Annotated in this window: 24 protein-coding genes; 14 read left to right on the top strand and 10 right to left on the bottom strand. The window is 40.9% G+C overall.

All coding sequences use genetic code 11. The features are described from left to right. Positions 1-2: 2 nt before the first annotated feature. A complete protein-coding gene (rdgB, locus tag HWQ39_RS23495; RefSeq protein ID WP_292850235.1) occupies positions 3-581 on the top strand; it encodes an RdgB/HAM1 family non-canonical purine NTP pyrophosphatase in 579 nt (192 codons plus the stop codon). A 152-nt stretch (positions 582-733) separates the two neighbouring features. Here rdgB and HWQ39_RS23490 read toward each other — a convergent pair whose 3' ends face one another. The 4 genes from HWQ39_RS23490 to HWQ39_RS23475 form a co-directional block, all read right to left on the bottom strand. Continuing rightward, on the bottom strand, positions 734-1,072 hold the full coding sequence (locus tag HWQ39_RS23490) for a P-II family nitrogen regulator (protein WP_012410794.1): 339 nt from the start codon (positions 1,070-1,072) through the stop codon (positions 734-736). 356 nt (positions 1,073-1,428) lie between these two features. Further along, a complete protein-coding gene (locus tag HWQ39_RS23485; protein ID WP_292850232.1) occupies positions 1,429-2,037 on the bottom strand; it encodes a hypothetical protein in 609 nt (202 codons plus the stop codon). A 206-nt stretch (positions 2,038-2,243) separates the two neighbouring features. Next, positions 2,244-3,077: a bifunctional hydroxymethylpyrimidine kinase/phosphomethylpyrimidine kinase gene (thiD, locus tag HWQ39_RS23480; RefSeq protein WP_292850230.1), complete on the bottom strand. Its 834-nt coding sequence runs from the start codon at positions 3,075-3,077 to the stop codon at positions 2,244-2,246. Positions 3,078-3,173: 96 nt separating this feature from the next. Next, positions 3,174-3,338 (bottom strand): hypothetical protein, encoded by a 165-nt coding sequence (locus HWQ39_RS23475; RefSeq protein WP_292850227.1) that lies wholly within the window; start codon positions 3,336-3,338, stop codon positions 3,174-3,176. Positions 3,339-3,948: 610 nt separating this feature from the next. Here HWQ39_RS23475 and HWQ39_RS23470 point away from each other — a divergent pair. The 3 genes from HWQ39_RS23470 to HWQ39_RS23460 all read left to right on the top strand — a co-directional run bounded on the left by HWQ39_RS23470 (position 3,949) and on the right by HWQ39_RS23460 (position 8,715). Then, positions 3,949-4,170: a hypothetical protein gene (locus HWQ39_RS23470; RefSeq protein ID WP_292850224.1), complete on the top strand. Its 222-nt coding sequence runs from the start codon at positions 3,949-3,951 to the stop codon at positions 4,168-4,170. Positions 4,171-4,241: 71 nt separating this feature from the next. Next, complete coding sequence (locus tag HWQ39_RS23465; RefSeq protein WP_292850221.1) at positions 4,242-5,777, top strand: hypothetical protein; 1,536 nt, start codon at positions 4,242-4,244, stop codon at positions 5,775-5,777. 412 nt (positions 5,778-6,189) lie between these two features. Next, the gene (locus HWQ39_RS23460) at positions 6,190-8,715 is read left to right on the top strand and encodes a choice-of-anchor D domain-containing protein (protein WP_292850218.1); all 2,526 of its coding nucleotides are present in this window, start codon (positions 6,190-6,192) and stop codon (positions 8,713-8,715) included. 172 nt (positions 8,716-8,887) lie between these two features. On the opposite strand, the gene HWQ39_RS23455 is transcribed toward HWQ39_RS23460, so the two are convergent. Both HWQ39_RS23455 and HWQ39_RS23450 read right to left on the bottom strand, forming a co-directional pair. Then, complete coding sequence (locus HWQ39_RS23455) at positions 8,888-9,712, bottom strand: M90 family metallopeptidase (RefSeq protein ID WP_292850215.1); 825 nt, start codon at positions 9,710-9,712, stop codon at positions 8,888-8,890. 174 nt (positions 9,713-9,886) lie between these two features. Next, complete coding sequence (locus HWQ39_RS23450) at positions 9,887-10,504, bottom strand: hypothetical protein (protein ID WP_292850212.1); 618 nt, start codon at positions 10,502-10,504, stop codon at positions 9,887-9,889. Between the two features lie 155 nt (positions 10,505-10,659). Between HWQ39_RS23450 and HWQ39_RS23445 the strand changes: the two genes are divergently transcribed. From HWQ39_RS23445 to HWQ39_RS23430, 4 genes are all read left to right on the top strand, one after another. Further along, the gene (locus HWQ39_RS23445; protein WP_292850209.1) at positions 10,660-11,415 is read left to right on the top strand and encodes a TspO/MBR family protein; all 756 of its coding nucleotides are present in this window, start codon (positions 10,660-10,662) and stop codon (positions 11,413-11,415) included. 309 nt (positions 11,416-11,724) lie between these two features. Beyond that, the gene (locus HWQ39_RS23440) at positions 11,725-12,093 is read left to right on the top strand and encodes a Crp/Fnr family transcriptional regulator (protein WP_292850206.1); all 369 of its coding nucleotides are present in this window, start codon (positions 11,725-11,727) and stop codon (positions 12,091-12,093) included. A gap of 186 nt (positions 12,094-12,279) precedes the next feature. Beyond that, complete coding sequence (locus HWQ39_RS23435) at positions 12,280-12,645, top strand: Lin0512 family protein (RefSeq protein WP_292850790.1); 366 nt, start codon at positions 12,280-12,282, stop codon at positions 12,643-12,645. Between the two features lie 90 nt (positions 12,646-12,735). After that, entirely contained in the window at positions 12,736-13,074 is a 339-nt protein-coding gene (locus HWQ39_RS23430) for a hypothetical protein (protein WP_292850203.1), read from the top strand. Positions 13,075-13,218: 144 nt separating this feature from the next. On the opposite strand, the gene HWQ39_RS23425 is transcribed toward HWQ39_RS23430, so the two are convergent. Both HWQ39_RS23425 and HWQ39_RS34465 read right to left on the bottom strand, forming a co-directional pair. Further along, positions 13,219-13,563, bottom strand: coding sequence for a hypothetical protein (locus HWQ39_RS23425; RefSeq protein WP_292850200.1), 345 nt, complete (start codon positions 13,561-13,563; stop codon positions 13,219-13,221). 228 nt (positions 13,564-13,791) lie between these two features. Further along, positions 13,792-14,040: a transposase gene (locus HWQ39_RS34465; RefSeq protein ID WP_366932295.1), complete on the bottom strand. Its 249-nt coding sequence runs from the start codon at positions 14,038-14,040 to the stop codon at positions 13,792-13,794. 212 nt (positions 14,041-14,252) lie between these two features. On the opposite strand from HWQ39_RS34465, the gene HWQ39_RS23420 reads away from it, so the two are divergent. From HWQ39_RS23420 to HWQ39_RS23405, 4 genes are all read left to right on the top strand, one after another. Next, a complete protein-coding gene (locus HWQ39_RS23420; protein ID WP_292850197.1) occupies positions 14,253-15,437 on the top strand; it encodes an AbrB family transcriptional regulator in 1,185 nt (394 codons plus the stop codon). A gap of 100 nt (positions 15,438-15,537) precedes the next feature. Then, positions 15,538-15,816: a hypothetical protein gene (locus tag HWQ39_RS23415; RefSeq protein WP_292850787.1), complete on the top strand. Its 279-nt coding sequence runs from the start codon at positions 15,538-15,540 to the stop codon at positions 15,814-15,816. 90 nt (positions 15,817-15,906) lie between these two features. After that, positions 15,907-16,566, top strand: coding sequence for a phosphoribosylanthranilate isomerase (locus tag HWQ39_RS23410; RefSeq protein ID WP_292850194.1), 660 nt, complete (start codon positions 15,907-15,909; stop codon positions 16,564-16,566). 93 nt (positions 16,567-16,659) lie between these two features. Then, positions 16,660-17,475, top strand: coding sequence for a DUF1838 domain-containing protein (locus HWQ39_RS23405; protein WP_292850191.1), 816 nt, complete (start codon positions 16,660-16,662; stop codon positions 17,473-17,475). Between the two features lie 181 nt (positions 17,476-17,656). Here HWQ39_RS23405 and HWQ39_RS23400 read toward each other — a convergent pair whose 3' ends face one another. Then, positions 17,657-18,286 carry a retropepsin-like domain-containing protein gene (locus HWQ39_RS23400; RefSeq protein WP_292850188.1) on the bottom strand — a complete coding sequence of 210 codons (630 nt, stop codon included), beginning with the start codon at positions 18,284-18,286 and terminating at the stop codon, positions 17,657-17,659. 435 nt (positions 18,287-18,721) lie between these two features. Here HWQ39_RS23400 and HWQ39_RS23395 point away from each other — a divergent pair, with 435 nt between their 5' ends. Beyond that, on the top strand, positions 18,722-18,862 hold the full coding sequence (locus HWQ39_RS23395) for a hypothetical protein (protein ID WP_292850185.1): 141 nt from the start codon (positions 18,722-18,724) through the stop codon (positions 18,860-18,862). A 43-nt stretch (positions 18,863-18,905) separates the two neighbouring features. Here the strand turns inward: HWQ39_RS23395 and HWQ39_RS23390 are convergent, their stop codons facing one another. Beyond that, positions 18,906-19,844, bottom strand: a complete 939-nt coding sequence (locus HWQ39_RS23390; RefSeq protein WP_292850182.1) for an NAD-dependent epimerase/dehydratase family protein — start codon at positions 19,842-19,844, stop codon at positions 18,906-18,908. Positions 19,845-20,135: 291 nt separating this feature from the next. Here HWQ39_RS23390 and HWQ39_RS23385 point away from each other — a divergent pair, with 291 nt between their 5' ends. Beyond that, positions 20,136-21,278, top strand: coding sequence for a glycosyltransferase (locus HWQ39_RS23385; protein ID WP_292850179.1), 1,143 nt, complete (start codon positions 20,136-20,138; stop codon positions 21,276-21,278). The last annotated feature ends 106 nt before the right edge of the window (positions 21,279-21,384 follow it).

Here is a 21,384-nt window from a genome sequence, read left to right as displayed (position 1 = left end):
CAATGACCAAATTACTTGTAGTAGCCACAGGAAATCCAGGTAAGCTGCGAGAAATGCAAGCTTACCTGGAAAATTCTGGTTGGGAATTAACCCTCAAACCTGAAGAATTGGAAATTGAAGAGACGGGCGAAACCTTTGCCGCCAACGCTTGTCTAAAAGCGTCACAAATTGCTAAAGCTACGGGAAATTGGGCAATTGCCGATGATTCAGGCTTGCAAGTAGATGCCCTAAATGGCGCACCAGGGGTTTATTCTGCACGTTACGCCAAAACCGACTCAGAACGCATTGCTAGGATATTGAGCGAATTAGGCAATGAGGTAAATCGGCAAGCTCAATTTGTCTGTGCAGTAGCGATCGCTCGTCCTGATGGTGCGATCGTATTACAATCTGAAGGTGTTTGCCACGGCGAAATTCTCCATGCCCCTCGTGGGGATAGTGGTTTTGGCTACGATCCAATTTTTTATGTGCAAGAGTTGCAATTGACTTTTGCCGAGATGACGCGGGAGTTAAAGAGGTCAATTAGCCATCGAGGCAAGGCTTTTACAGCTTTACTTCCACAGTTGGAGAGAGTTAATAATTAGGAGAGACGCGATTAATCGCGTCTGTACAAGAGTTAGGAGAGATGCGATTAATCGCATCTGTACAAGAGTTAGGAGTTATGAATTTTGCTAAATCTTGATTCATTATTCCTGACTTATAACTTTTAACTCTTAACTCTTAACTCCTAACTTTTTTAAACTGCTTCTGTGTTCTTTTCGCCAGTACGAATCCGAATCACCTGCTCAACAGGCGAGATGAAAATTTTCCCATCGCCGATTTCACCAGTGCGGGCAGCAGCAATAATTTTGTCTACCACCATATCAACCTGATTATCGTCAACTACAATTTCCACTTTGAGTTTTTGCAGAAACTCAACGGTGTACTCAGAACCGCGATACCGTTCAGTTTGACCTTTCTGCCGTCCGAACCCCCGAACTTCAGAAACAGTCATGCCAACAATACCAGCGTTAACTAAAGCGATTTTTACCTCATCTAGCTTAAATGGGCGGATAATAGCTTCTACTTTTTTCATCTTTTTAACTCCTGACTTCTACTAGCTTCGTTTATATATCTAACCAGATCCACTGTCTGAAGCTGTAACCAGCAGTGCTTTTCCTAAAAGATATGTAATAATTACCACTTTTTAAAAATGTAGATACTTTGCTTAGGGTTTGGGACATGAGAACCAGTAAGGATTTATTTGGATAATCTTTGAAGTTCTAGCATAAGTAAGTTGCTGTAAACTTAGCATTTTATGTAGCTTTTATAACTCAATAATATATCAACTCCGCCATTTAGCAAATTTGGTCGGATATTTAGAGAGTGATTGCAGACAAATTGCACGGTAGCCCGAAAGCGTGCTAATGCTGCTGACTGTGGGAATGTCAACTAACGTTTCTGATGTTCAAACAAGGGACGCACAACGAAATATCCAGCACTAAAGGCAGTCAGCATAATTAACAAGATGGTAATAATTAACCACCAGCCATTGATTCCCTTGGTATCTGGCTCAGTAGTGGAATAATAATAACTTACTTGTTGCTCTTCTATAAAAACTGGTTCTGGTATGGGGAAATTTGTTTCCGTTGCAGGTGTAGAAAAGTCTTGGCGGCGACTTTTTTCGGGTGGGGCTTTGGGTACAGATGGACGCGAACGAGAAACCTGCTGACGTGGACGCGCTGATGCTACTGGTTGTTTGGCAGCACTTTGAAAGTCACCAGAAGCTTGGTTAGCTTGATGATAACTGGATGTAGTATGGGAATCAACAAAATTTTGCAAACGGGAAAAAGATTCAACTACTTTGGTAATTTCTTGGCGCAATAGTTGATTTTCTTGTGCCAAATGCTGATTTTGGGTGGTGAGTGCATTTAGCCTCGCCTGTGCTGCTTGCAACTCTGTTGACAATTCCCTATATACAGATAGTGGTACAGAGGGAGGGTAGGCTTGAGTAGTCGGTATTGGCGAATTTCTGTGAACAGAACCTATGGTTGTTCGCATTGGGGGGTTGGTATTAAAAATCAAGGTAATTAGATCGTACAGAGATGCTAACAGAGATAGTCAGCCCTCAAACTATGCCCAAGAATAATAGAAAAATGCCGAAAGGGCAAAGATTTCTTATTGGGGATTGGGTATTAGGGATTAGGGATTGGGGATTGGGTATTAGGTACTAAGAAAACTTTTCTCTAATTCCCAGTCCCTAGTCCCTAGTCCCCAGCCCTCAGTCCCAATAATGGAAAGAAGTGTCCCACAGGGCCTTGCCCTTCACCAATATCTAGGGCGTAAGTAAGTGCAGTAGTTACATACTCCTTTGCCTGTTGTACTGCTTGCCACAAGTCTTTTCCCTTAGCTAGATTAGCAGCGATCGCAGCCGATAGTGTACAACCAGTACCGTGGGTATTTTTTGTTTCTACTTGCTCGCAAGTCAAAACTTCCAACTTGTCCCCATCAAACCAGATATCAACACCACGCAAGTCTCCCTGCATACCTCCACCCTTGACTAAAACAGCCTTCGTCCTTAAAGTCTTGTGAATAATTTCAGCAGCCTTCTGCATATCCTCCAAAGAATTAATTTGTAAACCGCTCAAAATCTGGGCTTCATAGCGATTAGGCGTGATTATAACCGCTTTAGGAATCAGCGTATGGCACAGAGTCTTCACTGCATCATCATCAATCAATTGTGCCCCTGTACGTGACACCATTACTGGATCAACAACTAGATTCTTGATTTGTAAAGCTTCCACTTGTTGGGCCACAGCAAAGATAATTTCCTGATTAAGCAACATACCCGTTTTGGCAGCTTGTACGCCAATATCCTCAACTACTGCCTGAATTTGCGCCACAACAGCCTCCCTTGGCATGGCATCAACCCTCCTCACTCCCAAAGTATTTTGTGCCGTGACACAAGTTATGGCACTAGTACCGTGGACACAGTGAAAAGCAAAGGTGCGTAAATCAGCTTGAATTCCTGCACCCCCACCGCTATCTGAACCAGCAATGGTTAAAGCAACAGGTATTCTGGACTTGATATCAGTGTTCATATTATGAAGATTAGGTAAATTGGCGTCACGTCGCTTTTCTACGAGACGCCAAGGGCGAACGTTCCGAATTCAAAATTCTTGCATTATTGATCCCCTTCAAGGAGGCAGTTCTTGCTGGAGGGAGGAGGCAGAAGGAACAATTAGGTGGGGATTCAGACCCCCCATGCCAGTTCCTTTATGCAGGGTTTCCCGTCCACCGGACTGGCTCCAAATTGCGCTGTGTAGACGGCGGGGTTTTAGACCCAAGTTCGCTACGGTCACGGGCTGTTCTTGCTGGAGTTAGTATTCCCTCCAGCAAGAACAGCCCTCTACCTCTCCTGATAAATAAATTTATGGGCTTGAAAAAGGCATCGCTTTCTTTAAAAATATTTAGCTCAACTTCATCAAATCCTCGCACAAAGCGCTTTCTATTCTGATATCACTCTGGAAATTAACAGGACTCCACCAAATATTTCCATAGTTTTTTGGATTTTGTTGTAAGAAATCTTACTATGTTCCGGGCATTTACTGATAACAAGTGCTATTTGTAAAGGTTACTTTTAACTAAGTTCACAAGGCTCAGTTACACCGCTTATAACAGGTTCGACTAAGTTGTTACATTAGTTCCCCTAAGTTAAGGGATCAACCTACTAAAGTTTCAACCAATTTAACTTTGACCACTATAACTTTAAGTCCCCAGTTATCAGTTAGGGGTGCATTTTACCATGCCAATTTGGCAACCTCCTGATCTAAAACAACGGATAAAGTTTAGAAGAATTATTATGCCAAATATCATCGCCATATCAAATATAGCAGATGGTAAAACTGGCTTGCAAACAGATGAAGATCCGATTCAATTTTACTCGAGCCAGCCTTGTTAATCAGGCGATGTTTGACAACAACCCTAGAGACGAAGCATCTACCTACTAATCGTCCGATTACCCTCAACAAAACCCTGGCGATTGACGGTATTAATACCCCTGGTTCAAGCATCAAGGTAGACAGCAAAAAAATTCAATTTTACAACAGTGTTTCTAGAACTGATGCAATCTTAAGTTGCGATCGGACAACTATGACTGTCTTTAAAAGTTCGATAGATGACCTATTCAAATAACTACTTAGCAACTGAAAAAAGTTGTTGAGAGTGTACTACCAATTCACCTTATACACATTTGAAGTAAACAGATGGCTGGCACAACATACTACATTTCTGGAACAGGCAATGATAATAGCAATGGCTTGACTACAACAACTCCCTTCCGCACAATAGCCAAAGCGCTTTACCTTCCCCAGTTGAAAGCAGGCGATACAATCCTTGTCATGAATGGGACTTACGGTAGCGTAGGGATGATATTTAATAAAAATGGCTCACCAAACAACTGGACAACAATCAAAGCCTATGCAGGAGCTACGCCTAAGATAAAAACGACGGCAAGTGGGATGAATATATTTAGTTCATCATACGTTAGGGTTGAAGGACTTGTCTTTGAAGGCAATCGGCAAAATATTACTCTAGACTACGCCTTACAACAGAAAAATAATCTCAGCAACCCCTTAACTAATGCCAATGGAATTTATGTAGCATCTTGGAAAAATAGTCAGGGAGTGGGTGGTAGTAATCCTCATCACATTGTCATCACTGGTAACACAGTTAGTAACTTTTCAGGTGCGGGTATTGCAATCAGTGATGCAGACTACATCACAGTTGAGAAAAATATTGTGTCAGGAAATGCTTGGTATTCGCCTTATGGTAATCAGGGAATTACTGCTCTTCGTAGTTTTAATTTGGATAACAATACTACTGACTACAGAATGATTTTTGGAGGTAACATTGTCTACGATAATCAAAGTCTGGTTCCGTGGTACGCAGCTGGTAAAATAACTGAAGGCCACGGTATCATGCTTGATACTACTATTCAAGCTAAAGGCGGTGTACCTTATACAGGGAAAGCTTTGATTACGAATAACATAACTTACCATAATGGTAGTTCTGGTATTAATGTTTTCAAGGCTAACCATGTAGATGTCATTAACAACACAGCCTATAAGAATAGCCGTGTTCTCACAAATAATGGAGAAATTGGTGTTTCTTACTCAGATAGTGTACGTGTCTACAACAACATTTTGTATGCAGGCAACAATCAAAATGCCAATTCCATCAAGTACGCTACAAATGTAACCTTTGATCACAACCTTGTTTATAACTCCAACATATTTCAAGCTTCAGATAATTTAAAGGCCACAGGGTTGGTGAATATTTTGGGTAAAGATCCCCAATTTGTTAATGCGGTTCAAAGTAATTTTGCGCTCAAACCTGGAAGTCCTGCGATCAATGCTGGCTCAAATGCTTTCAATAGCATCACTGGTAATGGTACTGGCATTGCAGCGGTTGATCTTGGTGCATACCTTCATATTGGTACATACCAAGTTCCTACCCCAGGAATTCAAGCTCTCAATGGCATAGTTGAGATTGCAGATGGCAGTACTACCGGGATTAATTTTGGTGACACCATACTTGGCAACACCCTAATAAATAAAGCCTTTGCCATCAATAATACTACTACACCTGCACTCAACCTGAATAATCTTCAGCTTATCGAAGAATTTAGTTTGGTTGGTACTCTTCCGACGAGTCCCGCATTGCTCGCAAGTTCCGCGATTTTTGTCCTCATCATCCTTGCCCGAAATGTATTTCGGGCATTTTTGAAAGATTATTTTTGATGCAGTGTGAAAAACCGGAATCTAGGTTTTATAGAGAATAGCGATCGCAGCTACTACAGATGAAGATACGATTCCATTCGACCTCCAGTTTTGCTAATCAGACAATATCTGATAACCAATCTATAAATCATCAAATAACTACGCGCTAATCGTCCGATTACCCTCAACAAAACCCTGACGATTGACGTTATCAATATCCTTGCTTCAACCATCATCGGTTGACAAGAGAAAATTTTTCAGTTTTACAACAGTGTTTCTATAACTGATGCGATTTTAAGTCGCGATCGGATAACTGTGACTGTCTTTAACAGTCCAAATAGATGACCTATTCAAATAACTACTTAGCAAGCAAAGAAAGTTGCTGAGAGTGTATTACCAATCAATTTAACTTACACACATTCGGAGAAAACAAATGGCTGGCAAAACATACTACGTTTCTGGAACAGGCAATGATAGAAGTAATGGTTTAAATGAACAAAACGCGTTTCGCACTCTGACAAAAGCCGTGTCTCAACTGCAAACAGGTGACACACTCTATGTCATGAACGGAACTTATGACAAAGGATTTACGCTTTTTAACAAAAATGGCTCATCAGACAACTGGACAACAATCAAAGCCTATCCAGGAGCTACGCCTAAGATAAAAACGACGGGAGGTGGGATGAATATATTTAGTTCATCATACGTTAGGGTTGAAGGACTTGTCTTTGAGGGCAATCGGGAAAACATCACTCTAGAATATGCCCTACAACAGAAAAATAATCTCAGTAACCCCTTAACTACTGCCAATGGAATTTATGTAGCACCTTGGAAAAATAGCCAGGGAGTAGGTGGTACTAATTCTCATCACATTGTCATCACTGGTAACACAGTTAGTAACTTCCCAGGTGCAGGTATTGCCTTGAGTGATACAGACTACATCACAGTTGAGAAAAATGTTGTCTCAGGAAACGCTTGGTATTCGCCTTATGGTAATCAGGGAATTACCGCTCTTCGCAGTTTTAATTGGGATAACAATACTACTGACTACAGGATGATTTTTCGAGATAACATTGTCTACGATAATAAAAGTCTTGTTCCGTGGCATGTAGCTGGTAAAATCACTGAAGGACACGGTATTATGCTTGACACCACTATGCAGTCTAAAAGTGGTGTAGCTTATACAGGCAAGGCATTAATTGCAAATAACATAGTCTACAACAATGGTAGTTCTGGCATTGACGTTTTTAAAGCGGTTAATGTAGACGTTGTTAATAACACGGCTTACCAAAATAGCCGTGTTCTCACAAATGATGGAGAAATTGGTGTTTCTTACTCAGACAATGTACGTGTCAACAACAATATTCTGTATGCAAGCGACGGTCAAAAAGCTAATGTAATCAAATACGCTACAAATATAAATTTTGATCGCAACCTTGTTTATAACTCTAATGTCTTCCAAGCTTCAAGTAATCCAAACGCTACAGGGTTACAGAATATTTTGGGTAAAGATCCTCAATTTGTGAATGCTGCTGGAAAGAATTTTGCACTTAAACCTGGAAGTCCTGCTATCGATGCTGGTTCCAATGCCTTGAATGCCATTACTGGAAATATTCCTCTGGATGGTGATGGCAATGGCACTGCATTGGTTGACATTGGTGCATACGAAGCTCCACGCATCATCATTACTGCTCCAGAAATTCAAGTTCTCAACGGTACAGTTGATATTGCAGATGGCAGCACTACAGCGATTAACTTTGGTGATGTCACCGTTGGTAATACCCTGACCAAAACCTTTACTATCAAGAACACCGGTACAGCTGCACTCAACCTGAGTAATCTTCAACTTCCCAATGGATTTAGTTTAGTTGGGACTCTTCCGACGAGTGTGGCTGCTAATGCTTCTACGACTATATCGGTGGCACTCAACACCACTACACCCGGCACCTATAGTGGCACTCTGATTTTAGGCAACAACGATAGTAACGAAAGCCCCTTTGACTTTGTTATTAGTGGCATAGTTAAACCCAGAGTTATTAATGGTACATCTGGCAATGACATCTTTATTACCCGAAAAAACAATGGCAATGACATCATCACCGATTTTGGTGGTGTAGGTACTAGCTCAAACCCCTCATCTGTGGTGATTACCAAAGTAGATACCTTGCAATTTATTGGGGCTGGCTTGACTGCAAGAAATCTGCAATTAACTCAAAATGGCGATAATTTAGAAGTCACCTTTGAAGATGTGGCTAATACCAAAGTCAGTTTACAAAACTTTCAATTAGAAAACCTGGAGAACTTAGCCGCATCGACAACACAATCCGCCATCGGTAATATCCAATTTGACGGACAAGCCAGTGTTAGCGACAGCTTTGATATAATTAGCGCCAACTCTAATCCAACTAGCATTTTCAACACAAATACCGTTACTTTCCTTAATGACTTGAACAATAACATCGTCGGTTTTGACAACTCAAATGATGTGATTAATGGTCAAGGGGGCAATGACATCATCGATGGGAAAAGTGGTGATGATCTGCTGCGGGGTGGTGCTGGCAATGATCTTCTCACTGGTGGACAAGGCAATGATACTCTTGTGGGTGGTATAGGTGCTGACTCTTTCATCTACAACACCAATGCTGCTTTTATTAGCGCTGCTGTGGGTATTGATGCGATCGCAGACTTCAATCACTCTGAAGGTGATAAGATTGTTCTAGATAAGACCACCTTTAATGCCATTACTTCTGTTGGTGGAACGGGTTTTAGTAACGCCAGTGATTTTCAAATCACTAGTTTAGGGGCAGTTAGTAATGCTGTAATTATCTACGACTCTACAACTGGGCAATTACTATACAATCAAAATGGTAGTGCTGCTGGTTTCGGCAGTGGTGGTCAATTTGCACAACTGACTGGTAAGCCTACTCTTACTGCTTCCGATTTCATCATTCAAGCATAATCCAATACGGTTTAATTAAGGGTTATTGATGTAGATAATTGGTTTTTGAAGACGCGATAAATCGCATCTCTACATCAGGGTTTTGTTGCTCTATCTGAACTGTATTGACTTATAGGGGACGCAATAAACATATTGCGTCCCTACAATTTATTGACTTGCAATCTGCTGTAGTTTAAACCCATTGCACAGGATTTAATTTATAGTAACGTTGTAATTGCTCATAAAGTGCCGGATGCTTGGACAACAATTGGTGAGGTTTTTCAAAGAATGTCTCAGTCGCCACGGCAAAAAATTCTGCGGGATTTGTTGCGCCATAGCTATCCATTACCGTCTTTACGCCTTGTAGAAGATCGTTACAAAGTTGCTGATATGCTTCTGTCATCACCTTTGACCAAATAGGATAGTCTGAGTTATGTTGCAGTATAGGAACTCCCTCAGCTTTACCATCTTCTTGATCCAACTGATGGGCGAATTCATGAAGTACAACGTTACGTCCATCCCTCCAGTTAGCAGTGTCTTGTTTCACTTGTTCCCAAGATACTACTACTTGATCAGTTGTCCACGATTCGCCTAATCTTGCCACACGCCTTTCTTCAACAACATAATTTCCAATAGCAGTCGTTTCCTCTACAAAATAAGCATTGGGATATATCAGAATTGAACGAAGTCTAGGAAAGTACTGCCCACGTTCATTAAGTAGGAGTAAACAGGCAACAGCCGCAAGAGTTAGTTTCATTTCTTCTGTAACTTGTAATCCTCTACAGCCAATAAATTGCTTTTCTGCTAAAAACACTTGAATATGTCCCTGAAGTCGTCTGATCTCATCAGTAGAAAGACAAGGATAAATAGGAAGATTATTCTCAATAATGGCACTCCAAAGGAGAGGAAAAGGACGATGCTTAAGACGGTTTCTTCGCCTTTTAACTAGAATGGGATTGACTAAAATCCCAACAATAATTAGCCCAATTGTGAAAAAGATAACTATTGTTTTAATCATTAATTTTTGAACAGGTTACAAGTGGTGAGCCGAAAGATCGTCATAAAGGCACTTGTTTTGTATTGTCGGTAGCAAATACTGAAAAATGTTAAGGCTATTGCTGTGCAGTCAAAGGCACAAATAAAGTGCATGGAAAAACTCTTGCCAGTTGGAGACATTGAGCAAAATAAGCTACTAGCTACAATAAGCTAGATTGCTTAATCCGGGAGTATTTACTAAGTCAGTATTGGCTATCCAACCATTACCAGATAACTCTCCAGGGAAACTTCTGGAAAGGTCGATTTCTACCCAAATGTAATTTTCAGATTTGTATGACTTAACTATATTACCTGTAACCAAGTTTACAAACACGACTGCGTTGGGATTAAGTGTTGTAATAAAAGCTCCTTTTGTACTTGGTTGGCGAAGTAAAGTTACAGGTTGTACAATTTGCCGACATGCACTACCAATGGTAGGTTTAGTCCACAGGGTTTGAGCGTTGTTCTTCGTCTGACAAAATGTAAGCACAGCAGTTTGAATAAATCCTGAAGTAGGAGATTTGATTCTGACAAATCTATCTCCACTAGCTGGTATATATGCTAAATTAATCTTTGTTTTTGCCGACAATATTCTGATAGCCTTCGATGATGTTGAAGGTTCTTGAAAAATTGGAGTATCTACTTTAGTTGCACGACAACTCGACTGTGAAGAATTGGAGGTAGTCTGTGTGATTTGAGCAAATACAGGTACACCCAGAGGGAACGTAGCAATCTTTACTAGAGTAAAAATATACAATAACTTCTGAAATTCCACGTTGTTTCCTAAATATCACTTATAAAAAACTCTACATTAGATTCGCAACTTATAAACTCGGACGTTAAAAGAGTCTAAAAAAATTATTTTTAGCTATTAGACATCATATAATGACTGATTACTACTAATTACCAACTAGGCCCAATCTCTTAATTATGAATAAATCCAATAATACGGGAATACTTGAAAAGTTGGTCAATACAGTGATGGGAGTAAAAAGTCTTAATCAACAACGGTCTTCAAATACATTAATAGCTACTACACAAGAATTAGATATCAGAGCAGTTTTAGTTTATACACTAGGAACTATCTTACAAATATTAGTGATGATTGTTGTGTTACTGTTTATGGAAAAATTAGTAATGCTGATTGATAACAATTCTTATTTTCCTAATTGGTTAAGTACTATATTGACTGGATTATTTTTGGCGCTATTGAGTATCCGTTCCCGAATTTTTTCTCTTTTAGATAATACCCGTTCTCGTCAGACTTATGACCAGGTAATCAGACCAAGATGGTCTCCTCCACCTTTAGCATTTCCTATAGTTTGGATGATAATTGCGGTTTTACGGGTAATTTCTTCTGTATTAGTTTGGCAGCAAATGAATCACCAATTTTTAGTGCTACCTTTAATTTTGTTTGTGGTACATCTGGCTTTAGGAGATACTTGGAACACGATTTTTACTGTAGAACGGAGATTAGGTGCAGCTGTTCCTGTCGTTATTTTAGGCCCTTGGTTATCTGCTGTAATGGTGACGGCAATTTATTGGCGAACTAATTATGTGGCGGGAATGACTTTATCATTTTCTTGTGTATGGCTAACTTTAGCGGCTGTATTGGTATTTAGAATTTGGCAATTAAATGGCTCTGAGCCACTGTATCCTTTAAAACTAACGCTTTTGGAGAAATAAATCCTCAAAATTCACCAGGACAAGAAAGCAAGCAAGGAAAAATATCACTTGACTTTTGAGTATGTGCCCAGAGTCTCGCTTGAACAGAAATATCTTCCGCGATCGCACTGCTTACTATACCAGTCCTTAATCACTTGTGAATTTTCACAAATCAGATGAGATTGCTAGATGACGTGAAAAGTCAGGGGACTAAATCAGGAATTTTGCGGAGGTTGAAAGTTAATCAACAGAAAGTAGTATACTTCTCTGGGTTCGCCTAAAGCTATCTAAAAGTTTCGTTTAAAAACAAAGAATTTTGGGGTTGCTCTAATGCTAAGTCCTGTGGTAACAGTCAGTATCTTTCAAAAACAACCCGATCCTAAAGCATTTTCGGCAGGCCAAGTCATCTTTGAAGAAGGACAGCCTGGTGATGAAATGTACGGCATTCTCGAAGGAGAGGTGGATATATTAGTCAATGGCAAGATTGTAGAAACCATTGAAACAAGCGAAGTTTTTGGTGCCGGGGTACTTGTAGGAGTAAAAAATAGAACTTACTCAGCTATTGCCAAGGTAGATAGCAAGCTAGGTTTCCTCGATCGCGAAGGGTTTCTCTTTGCCGTTCAGGAAACACCCGTGTTTGCTCTACAGGTGATGAAAAGTTACTCAGAACGTCTGAGTCGCTTGCAGCATATCATCTAAAGCACCTTAAAAGGTAGGAGTAAGAGGTGCTGACAAGTGTATGTTTCCCACTGGGAAGCGTCCAGTAGAGAGCGGTTTGCAGGACACCAAACCTCTGATTTTGTCAGATAGTGCGGTGTTCTCCCAAGTGGCTTCTCTGGCTTCTGCCTATTTTGGTGAAAAATGCGGAATTTACCTGAGGTAGCAATGGCACGTAAACGGTTGATTATTGAAATGGGGATGGGAATAGATCAGCATGGACAAGAACCAACAGTAGCAGCATCTAGGGCAGTACGTAATGCGATCGCTCACAATGCTTTACCTGGTGTTTGGGAAGTTGCAGGTTTAAGTCATCCCAATGAAATGATTATAGAAGTTCAGGTAGCAGTGCCATACCCCGAACAAGTTAGGGAAGAAGAGGTACTCGCGGTTCTACCATTTGGTCGAAAAACTCTCATCGTAGAATCTGGGGGGATGGTAGTTCAAGGACGGGCTATTCCCGAACTTAATGATAAAAATGACGAAATGTTGATTGCGATCGCAGCTGTTACAGTTCTAATCGAAAATGATTAACTGAGGCTCTGCGCTAAACTAAAAAATATTGGGATAGAAATCTCTGGCAGTAAGTTCAATACACCAATAATCTTTACCACTGCGGCGATCATGTCTCAAGAGTATAACGAATCACTCCAACTTCAGGAAATCACCAAACTCAAGCCGAAACACTTTGCTGATTTAGTCCGATCGGCACAATTGGTTTTCGACCCCACAGCTGGAGTTTCGGGAAGAAATATCACAGTTGACTGGGAACAATTCGGAATTCCCCATGATGTAGTGGATAATCTCAAATTACTTGGTCAGCAGTACCAGTATGCATCTCCTCACATCCCCGTTGAAGTCATTTGGAGTAAATTAACTCCAGAAACTCGTATTTGGTTTGTTGAAAATAAAGATCGGTTGTGGCAGCTTGAAGAAGCTTTCCCAGCCCTCGATGAAGATTAAACGGCTGAACCGTTTAGAAAGGAATACCAAATTATTTATAGGGGTACGACGGCTGTTGTACCCCTATCCCTTATATAGAACCCATTTGAGATCTATACAGGATGGCAATCGAATTTGGCTGAACTACGAGCTAAGTTACAAATTTTATAGATTGATCGTCAGGATTTTTTTCTTGCTTTTTTTGTCGCTCAACACGACTGTATTGTAGGGTAATGTATCCGTTCCCAGCGGAATTGGCAGCTTAAAACTGGGGCTTTTATGATCGAGTTCGCCTAAATCAATGCTTTTCGTTATATCGCCATCTGTTGCAAGATTTGCGGTAAGTTCGCCTTTATAATCTTCAATTAAAAAGTCTCTAAAGAAAACGACTGCCCCACCCTCAGGATCTATACCAAGGATGACCGTACCGCTGAAAGTTGTGCCTTTTCGTTCTTCATCAACCGTTGCCACTGTGATTTCCGAGGGGTCTTGACCGGACTTATCTGCCATAAACTTTTTTCTCTTGCGAATTCTCAACAATTGAAAATGATTTTACAAGAGCGCTATGGGCGATCGCAAAACTCTCAGGACGTATTTCTGCATCGGTCTTGCAAATGTATAGCCAAGTTACTTCTGGTTATACGCCTAATTGGAAGATTGAGTAGGGGCTGAAAGCAGCAACGCTTCGTTGCTGCTTTTTTTTACCTGTTCACGCACAAGTCCTAAGTAAGACACTCATCAGTTCCTCGAATACCCCAGCAGCTCGCCACCGAATGCAAGTGCCAATAGACGGTGGAATAAGGGGGGAAGTATGCAGGGTAAGTCTTGCCAATTGCACCCATTTTTCAGTTGGTAGAGAATTCCATTGAAGATCTCTCGCAATGTCGGGTTGGTCGGTCGAGTCTGCTTCTTAGTTGGTAAAATCTCAAGCAATAAGGGTTCAAAAATTTCCCATTCTGCATCAGTTAGGTCGCTGGAATACGCCATTAGCATTGGATTTTAAATGCTCAGGAGTACCTTAATTCAAAATCTCCTAAGATGTCAAATGGGTTCTATATAAAAATTATTGTTTGAATGTAACACGCGATAAATTTAGACTTAGTAGACTGTGGCATTGTTAATTTGACAGACTACTAGTTATCTTGTGCGATCGCATTAGTTTGAGTACATCAGTTAAATTAATAAGAAAGCTTGTATAGATGAATCAAAGCCCAAGTGTGACTCCCAACCTGGAAGAACATACTCATGAAAATCCTATTGTTACCAAACAGCAGTTATTTGCAAAGCAACTAATTGTCCTTGTGTTGGAAATGCTTCTGGCACTACTTCTGGGTTTACTCCTTGCCAAGTTCCAAATTGGCAGGATTGCCTGGATATTCGGGGGGATTGCCGCTGGTACACTAGTTCTTCAAGGGTGTCGAATTTTTTATCAATATTCCCCCCAACCTAACCGCACTGCTAGAAAAGTCGGAATGGCACTTGTCGGCTTAACTGTTGGCGCTTCTAATACCCACGCTAATCTAGCTAGTGTTGCTTCTAGTATTCCCATTTTTATTTTTCTTACCTTGTTTCTGCTGCTGAGTGGTAGCTGTATTGGTTACATTTACTCCCGTATCAGTAAAACCAACCTATTGACAGCAATGCTGGCTACAGTTCCAGGTGGTGTAGGAGTTATGGCAGCGATCGCTGCTGATTACAATAAAAATGTTAGCTTGGTTGCCCTAGTTCAGGCGATTCGCGTCACCTCTGTAGTTGTTCTAATTCCCTTCATTGCTAAGACATCAACTGGTAGTTACTATCCCCAAACACTCTCAATCAACAGTACTTGGCTCAATCTCGATCCATCTCAACTAGAATTACTCTTGTTAGTACTGGTAATCACTGGATTAGTAGTTTATCCAGCGATATTGTTTAAAATTCCTGCTGGTGATTTCTTTGGTGCATTGTTGATTGGCATCGGGTTTAATCCTTTGCTACATTCGCTGCCTTTTGTGGGTGATATTAGCTTTAGTCCGCCGCCTTTAATCAACTTATTGGGTCAAATGCTCTTGGGAATTACCATTGGTGAATATTGGGGAGATAAACCCAACTTTAGAAAGCAAACTATTGGCTATGCCTTGATATCTGTAGGCATGACCCTCGTAGCCGGAGCGATCGCTGCTATACTTGCGATGCAATTAACCTCTTGGGATTGGTTAACCTGTCTGCTAGTCACAGCACCAGGAGGATCGGCAGAAATGATCCTGGTTTCTCTGGCATTGAACCATAATGTTGAAATTGTGACAACTGGTCATTTAGTGCGACTAATTGCGATTAATAGTTCCCTACCACTTTGGTTGTTTTTATTTCGCCGTCTGGATGAGCAATTTTCTGAACCAGTTTAATTGATTTGGGGGTTGGGGACTGGGGATTGGGCGAAAGAGTTAAGTAGTTTTTATGCTTGCTCACGAGTATTAAAGGCTCGTTGACGGAGTTCAAAGACTCATTAGCGGAGTTCAAAGGCTCGTTAGCGGAGTTCAAAGACTCGTTAGCGGAGCTAAAAGACTCGTTAACGGAGTTCAAAGGCTCGTTAACGGAGTTCAAAGGCTCGTTAGCGGAGTTCAAAGACTCGTTAACGGAGTTCAAAGGCTCGTTAACGGAGCTAAAAGACTCGTTAACGGAGCTAAAAGGCTCATTAACGGAGTTCAAAGACTGATTTTTATATTTCAAAATATATCTTTTCTGCCCTTCTACCTCTCTGCTTTTCTGCCCCTTTTCCTTTAAACTATCAGTTTTAAGGCTTATTCTAAATCTAGATGTTGCCGTTTTTGTCAACTACTTTTAAGAAACTAGGGCTTTGGGAGTTAGGAAAGAATGGAAAGAACTGCAAACCCAAGAGTCAAAATTTGCTGTATCAGCAGCATAGAAGAAGCATGGATTGCTATTCGTTGCGGTGCATCTGCACTCGGTTTGGTTTCTTATATGCCGAGTGGCCCTGGTGTCATCTCTGAAGAACTAATCGCCAAAATTGCGGCTTGTGTACCACCCCCAATCGCTACTTTTTTACTTACTTCTAGCCAAGATGCCCAAGAGATTATTCAGCAGGTAAGGCGCTGTGGGACAAATACTGTGCAAATCTGCGATTGCTTACAATCAGGAAGCTATCAAGATATCCGAGATGCCTTACCTGGAATCTCCATTGTCCAGGTAATTCACGTCACTACCGAAAAATCTCTAGACGAGGCAATCAGTGTAGCGCCCTACGTAGATGCAATTTTATTAGACTCTGGCAATCAATCACTGCTGATTAAAGAGTTGGGCGGTACAGGACGCTTACATGACTGGAACTTGAGCGCTAAAATCCGTGAGCAGGTAAACGTGCCAATTTTCTTAGCTGGAGGGTTAAAACCTGAAAATGTTGGGATCGCAGTTGATCGAGTTGCTCCTTTCGGACTAGATTTGTGTAGCGCGGTTCGTAGCAATGGCAAATTAGATGAGAATAAACTGAAGCTGTTCTTCGAGCAATTAAAATAGGGCATGGAGCATTAGTTTTTGACAAATGACAAAGATGCAACTTGAATTCTGATAGCTTATTCTTTTGTTATCCAAACACAAAGGATGCTCTAGATGGTTGCCCAAATCCAAGAACTTGAAGCCCAGCACTGGGTTAAAACTCGTTCTTCCCTCGATCCTACTGAATCTACTTTCCTGATTTGGAAAGGTAAAATTTACGCTTTTATCCCCGGTGAGAAAAGACAACTCCTGTTTAAAATCCTGGGATTGAGTCTTAGCCGATGTATTCCCACAGCAGAAGGTAGCTGGGATTTTACTTCTAGGGAACTAACTTACTACCTCAACCCAAAAACAGATGAGGTTTTATCCAAATGGGAGAATCCTTGGACAGGCGAGACAGTTCCGGTGATTCACGTTGCCAATAATCCTGTGCAGGGAAGGTTTGAGGGAAATTTCCCCGCACAAGTAGATGGTGACAGCACAACCTTTGTTTTTGATATATTTCCCTATTACCCTAATCCCTTAGCAGACGATCCCAAATTTGCTGAATATAGCCCAAATCCAATTTATCAGGCAGCGGAATTGTTTAAATTAACAGTGCCAACCGCAGATTTATTCAATCCAGCACTTTCCTCGGTTTCTGAACTCAAACTGAGTTGGGATAGAATTGGTCAATGGCTTCCTTGGATGAAAATGGGCGATCGCCCTGGTCAACTGATCTATAGTGCTGTTGGTAGCAAAGTCAATGGTTTAACAGAACTGCCCTCAGTGCTGCAAGACGAAATTAATAACCGTATTCCTCTATATAAACAAGCCCCAAAAGAATTGATATATGGAGAAGATATGACTTCCTGGTTATACTTCCAAAAGCATTTTCCAGCTTACTTGGCTGGTGAAATCTTCCCGCTTCCCCAAGCAGAAGAGTTGTAAACTAGCTGGAAAGCAACATCTAAAGTTGGTTTCTGAGGATAAAATCAACCTTCACTGTTGCGTCAGCTTCCCGCAGGGTACGAGATTTCAGTGACTCCAAATTATAGCGGTTCTTAATTGCATAGAATACAGACCATTTGTAGGGGCACAGCAATGCTGTGCCCTATTGTATATTGCTTTTTTATAATTTCAAATCTTCACGCCATGTAAAAATAATTTGCTCCTCAGCTTGCCTAAATTCAATATTAAATTTATCAAATACAACTTCTCGCCCTAAAAGCAATTGTTCTCCGCCTGTATTAATTTGTAACCATGCGACAGGAGTAATAAAATTGTGTTCATCAATTGTCATTTCGACATTACGTAAAACGTACTCAATGCCACCTATAGTTTCTGCCAACAAAGTTGATTCTGAATCAGCCAAAGCATAGCCTAAGTCTTGACCAACTTTTAATGAAATTAAACTTAATTCAGCACCACAATCTACTAACATTGTTGTATTAGATTCTATATCTCCGTGTTTTAAAATTACGCTATAATTTGGTTGCCAATCATGGCGAACAACGGTGCGGAAGCGAATTGGTAAAATTTCTATAGAAGCAGTGCGACGCGGAACTAGGTAAATTAAAAAAGGCTGTTTTGCAGCATTAGCTAATGCTAAAACTTCTCGTAAGTTTTCGCTATGAGCAATTATTCCATTTGTATTGTAAGCGATATATTGATTTTTATATAAATCTAATAACATCTGGCGGTTACGATTCAACCACTTAAGTATTTCGTCTCTTTCTCTTTTAGAGGGCGTTGTGTTCATATATTTAATGTTTTTTGCGTATATAGAACAGCTTAACAATACTATTTTTGTTAGTTGTATAAAAAATATTATTTGTTTTGATAACGAAATAAACAGTATTATTTTGGAAGGAATTAATAAAAAGATTAAAAAGACAAAATACTCTGGTGAATATAGATTTGAAACCTTGGAAAGTTTTAGAATCGATGCTATTAAATTGTCTTTAATTTTGAATTTTGTTAGCGTTAGCGAGTCCGCGTATCCTGACAGGGAAGCAAGCTACGCTTTTAGCGTCTCGTAGAGAGCATCATTTTGAATTTTGAATTGTTAACTTTACTTGTTGTTGCGATCGCACCTACTGTATCTCCCACCATAAAAAAATAAGTCTTTCCCCACCAGTGTGGATGCCGGGTTTGGAACTAGGCTTAGGACTCTGGCAAGGTTCTTACCAGGGAATTGAGATTATGGCTACGTTCGTATGATGCTAGTGAGAATTGGCTTCCCACACCCCTAGAAAAACTAGAACGAGAAAGTCAACATGCTAACAGATTAGCAGCACAACTGCGAGAGTTTGGCGTTAACCCTGATGAGTTATGAAGATGCAAGGGGCATATCGCTATCTGCCCCTAAATAGCTTTACTCACAACGCTTGTAAAATCTCCTCATCTACAGAGAAATCAACATCAGCTTTGTCTTTTGCATTAGCCAAATAATCATTTTCCAGAGAGTCTTGTAACCCAGAAATCAAATCATATTCAGGATGCCAGTTTAATTCTGTTTGCGCTTTATTCACCGAAGCAAAGAAATGCTGCACCCGCATTGGAAAAGCTTTGCGCTTGCCAAAATCAAACTTTTTCGGGTCGTAGTGGACGATTTTTACAGTATCGGGTGATTTACCAGCCGCTACAGCACTAGCACGAGCTAAACCGTCAAAAGTGACAAAGCGATCGCCAGAAATATTATAAATCTGTCCTATGGCTTGTTTATTGCCCAAAACCCTAGTCATTGCTAGTGCCAAGTCTTTTACATGACCTAGCTGGGTGATATGCAGGCCATTTCCGGGGATAGGAATGGGGCGATCGCGTACAATTCTGTCAAAAAACCAGCCTTCCAACTCATTATAATTACGAGGCCCATAAATATAAGTAGGGCGAATCGAAGTGAAAGGCAATCCCAATTGAGCTAAGTAAGTTTCTGTTTCATGTTTGCCCTTATGCCGACTTTTGGGATCTACTGGATCGCCCTCTATATGGGGCAATTGGTCAGATTTGAGATAAACTCCCGCAGAACTCATATACACAAAATGTTGCACTCGGTCTTGAAAAATCTCTGCTAGTGGTTGAGTATCAGTAAGTTCACGCGCGTTATTGTCAAAAATGACATCAAAGTTTTCTTGTGATAACTTTGCCTTTAATTGAGTAGCATCTGTGCGATCGCCTATAATTTGTCCTACTCCCTGTAAAGAAGGTGCTGGTCGATTCCCACGATTGAACAACACCACCTCATGTCCTTGTTCCACTAGTAATTGAGTTAAATAGACACCAATGAACCGAGTACCACCCATAATCAGAATTCGCATAAATTCACCCTTTATATATCAGTTTTCATCAAGAGATTCGGGAGTAGAGTAAGGGACTGGGAGCAGGGAGAAGAATTTTCCCCTCCGCAAGAGCAGCACCCTGCCCCTCTGCCTCTTTTCAATGCCCAATGCCCAATCTGAGATTATCAGGTTGCAGCATCCATCTGGAACCTCTCAGAGAAAGATACCGTCTTATGTGCTAATCTGGGGCGCTTCCCATTCATTAATCACAAGAGGAAACTTTTCAGTCGGAGTCTAAGAAAACTATCTTCAATTTTGAATTGTTTAGCTGTGCCCTTGAAATATGCTCTAGTTCATGAGTGGCTGACACCCAAAGCCACTGGTGGTTCAGAACTCGTTGTACGAGAAATTTTGAATCACATTGATGCTGATTTGTATGCTCTCATCGATTTTGAATCCAGCAATAAAGAAAGTTATTTATATAAGCGTCAAATTGGCAAGACGTTTCTCCAAAACTTTCCCTCTGCCCACAACGGTATACAAAGATACTTGCCTTTGTGGCCTTTGGCAATTGAACAACTTGATTTGCGGCATTATGATGTAATTCTGTCTTCATCTCACGCTGTTGCCAAAGGAATCCTGACCGCTCCCGAACAGATGCATATTTGTTACTGTCACAGCCCTATGCGCTACGCCTGGGACTTGACTTTTGATTATCTGCGCCACAGCAAACTAGGTAGTGGCTTACCTGGGTGGGTGACGCGATATTTATTACATCGTTTGCGCCAGTGGGATGTATTGAGTGCCAATCGCGTTGATTACTTCATTGCCAACTCACAGCATACAGCTCGGCGGATTTGGCGTTGCTATCGGCGAGAAGCAACAGTCATTTACCCACCAGTGAATATTGCAGAATTTCCATTTTTGTCTGAGAAAGAGGACTTTTACCTGACAGTTTCTCGGTTGGTAAGTTACAAGCAAATATCGTTGATTGTCAAGGCTTTTAATCAACTAAAACGACCGTTAGTAGTCATTGGTACAGGAGATGAAATGAACAAGATTCGCGAGATGGCAAACTCCAACATCCAAATACTGGGATGGCAACCTGATAATGTGGTAAAAAAATATATGTCTAAGGCTAAGGCGTTTGTATATGCAGCCTGTGAAGATTTTGGGATTGCCCTAGTGGAAGCACAGGCCTGCGGCACGCCAGTGATTGCTTACGGTGCAGGAGGCGCTCTAGAAACAGTGCGAGATATCCACTCTTGTGTGGATACAGGGACAGGTATATTTTTCAGAACGCAAACAGAGGCGGCTTTAGTGGAGGCAGTAGAAAAGTTTGAAATATATCAGGGTTCGTTCAGTTCCGAGTATATGCGATCGCACGCCGCACAGTTTTCACCGCAAATCTTTGCCGAGCGTTATCTAGACTTTGTAAACAAATGCAACGAAAAAAGACCGTTTTCGCAATGATGGTCTTGGTTAGCGTCTTATTTTTTTAGGCTTTTGGCAATTTCCCCCAGAAGAACCTCATTTTGGCTTTAATATTGGGACTATGTGTGGTGTGGATTATTAAGGA

Source organism: Nostoc sp. NMS8, from assembly GCF_017115045.1.
Taxonomy (GTDB): domain Bacteria; phylum Cyanobacteriota; class Cyanobacteriia; order Cyanobacteriales; family Nostocaceae; genus Nostoc.
This window is presented reverse-complemented; position numbering and strand designations above follow the sequence as displayed.